We start from the raw sequence: 2,304 nt of genomic DNA on the forward strand, positions 1-2,304 counted from the left end.
TTGCTGTAAGCTGAAGCAATTCTAACTCACCTGCATAACAGGTGGTTTATTTGTTTTCCAAAGTTCCGTTTTTCGGATCAACGAAAAACTCCACAATGGTAAACAGGGCTTTGCCCTAACAATAAAATCAGGCGTTGTAAAGCCGGCACAATGGCAGCGGCTTTGCAGCGCCTGAATACGTATTGGCAATGTCCCTCTTTATGATATTGGAAATTCATTTGTAAAGGTTCCATTCCCTTAAAAAATCTGATATAATTTTTTTATTAAACTTCAGGAGGTAACTGCTATGGCCATGTTCTTTGGCATGAACATTAAAACCCGCGAGGAACGTGAAAAAGAGTATAAAGAATATACCTTAAAAATATTTCCCTACGGAGAACAACAGAGAGACCGCGTCCGCCTTCTGCTTTCCACTATGCTGCCAAAGGAGGACCCTGTCTCTCTCCTTATGTATTATATTCAATTAAAGGAAAAACTCATTGACCATCCGGAATTAACTGTATTTGACGCTGAGGATTCCCTCCAGTCTATGCGTTTTCTCCTTAGATCATTAGAGATGCGCGCTGTTGTTTATGCGATTCTGGAAGCGGACCAATCTATAGGCGAGTCCCTTTCTTATCCCTCCAGCCAGCAGCTTCGCAGCGCTGCAGACATTTATATGAAACAGTTGAGGCCTTTACGATAATGAATGATTCCGAAAAAGCTATCCAGACAGTAAAAAAAACAAGAAAAAATGACTTTATATTAATTAACAGCCTGTTTATCCTATTTCTTCTGATGTATCTAGCTTACAAAATCTTTATCGCGCTTCCTGCAGTTACCGTTCAGGTAACGGTAAATAATAAGCTTGTTGCCGAATTAAATCTTAATAAAGATCAGGAGCTCACTATACAGGAAGACGACAGCAGCTACAATCATCTAGTAATTAAGGACGGAAAAATATGGGTGGACGACGCCTCCTGTCCAGATAAGGTTTGCATCACAAAAGGCAAAATCGAATATGCCACTGAAACTATAGTTTGCGCTCCAAATAAAATGGTCATTACCATTATGGGAAACTAGGTCTTGCTTCCATACAAAGGGAATTTTGATGTAAATGGTATTATAATTGATATTATTGATATAGGTAATCGAGGACAAATATATAAAGGAATGTAGAAATTATGTCAAACATAAAAGAAAGAATCTTGGGCGCTGTTACGATTATGAGTGAATGTGCTCAACGCTTACCACAGTGGTGATCCGGAATATCAGGCAGTCATTTCACAGGAAGATCTACTAAAAGAACTTGGTCTTTAATAGCTACAACGGAAAAAACCGCCCGGTATTGGCGTACCGAACGACTTTCACATAAATTCTCTTACCAGATTACTCCAAAAAAGATATAAACATTTGTCTTGCAAACAAATTATATCATTCCTGGAACATCGTCTGACATCATAGAGCGTAGTTGGTATTACCCTATGTTTTACGTGTCATTGCTTATTAGTGCTCGTCCAAGCGAAGTATGTGGGTTAAAAGATAATTGTCTTAAAATCAATCCTACAGCCATCTCCTTTGAGTGTGGTTATAACAGGCATGGGGCCGTAACTAATATGAAAACAGCAGGCTCTCACCGAGAGATTCCAATACCGGATATACTCTATCATATATTAAAAAAACGGCTCCTTTGGAAAAAGCAAATGCAATTAGCATATCCTGGGTTTACTGATAACGATTTTTTGTTCACAACTGATTCTGGCTTTCCAATTAGACCAGACCAATTCAGCAAAGCATAACCCTTTACAGTTGCAGGCATAGTATTGCCACAAATATTTTAGCAGATAAATACGATCCCGCTTTAGTTTCCTCTGTTATGGGTAATAGTGTTAAGACATTACTTAGTAGATATGCTCACCCCAGCCAAGATCAGCAAAAAAATCTAATTAATGATTACGCCGCAAAGTCTCTTAAAAATGTACTCTAATTATACTGAAAAAATTCTAAAACTTTAGCAATTTATTTTTATGTAAACAAAAAACGGACCTCCCAAAACGGGAAATCCGCATAAATACTAGAAAAAAATAAGAGCGCGAGACGGGATTCGAACCCGCGGCCCCCACCTTGGCAAGGTGGTGCTCCACCACTGAGCCACTCGCGCATTATCTTTTAAAAGATATATTCAACGATACATATACTATCATAATTCTTTTGCAAGGTCAAGCACTTTTTTCAATTTTCTTGTATGTTGATGTAGGTTTGTCAAACATATGTTACACTGACCGTAAATAATCCCTCAGTACCTCGTTGGGTGTTTTCCATCCC

Annotated in this window: 2 protein-coding genes and 1 tRNA gene; 2 read left to right on the plus strand and 1 reads right to left on the minus strand. The window is 38.5% G+C overall.

Translation table 11 applies throughout. The annotated features are described in order from the left end of the window. The first annotated feature begins 286 nt into the window (after nucleotides 1-286). Both C1A07_RS15990 and C1A07_RS15995 read left to right on the plus strand, forming a co-directional pair. Entirely contained in the window at nucleotides 287-685 is a 399-nt protein-coding gene (locus C1A07_RS15990) for a hypothetical protein (protein ID WP_101878185.1), read from the plus strand. Continuing rightward, nucleotides 685-1,062 carry a NusG domain II-containing protein gene (locus C1A07_RS15995; RefSeq protein ID WP_101878186.1) on the plus strand — a complete coding sequence of 126 codons (378 nt, stop codon included), beginning with the start codon at nucleotides 685-687 and terminating at the stop codon, nucleotides 1,060-1,062. Before C1A07_RS15990 ends, C1A07_RS15995 begins: the two co-directional genes overlap by 1 nt. Nucleotides 1,063-2,068: 1,006 nt before the next feature. On the opposite strand, the gene C1A07_RS16005 is transcribed toward C1A07_RS15995, so the two are convergent. After that, nucleotides 2,069-2,140, minus strand: a tRNA-Gly gene (locus C1A07_RS16005). Nucleotides 2,141-2,304: the final 164 nt, after the last annotated feature.

Origin of the sequence: Lachnoclostridium edouardi (assembly GCF_900240245.1) — a bacterium.
Classification (GTDB): Bacteria; Bacillota; Clostridia; order Lachnospirales; family Lachnospiraceae; genus Lachnoclostridium_A; species Lachnoclostridium_A edouardi.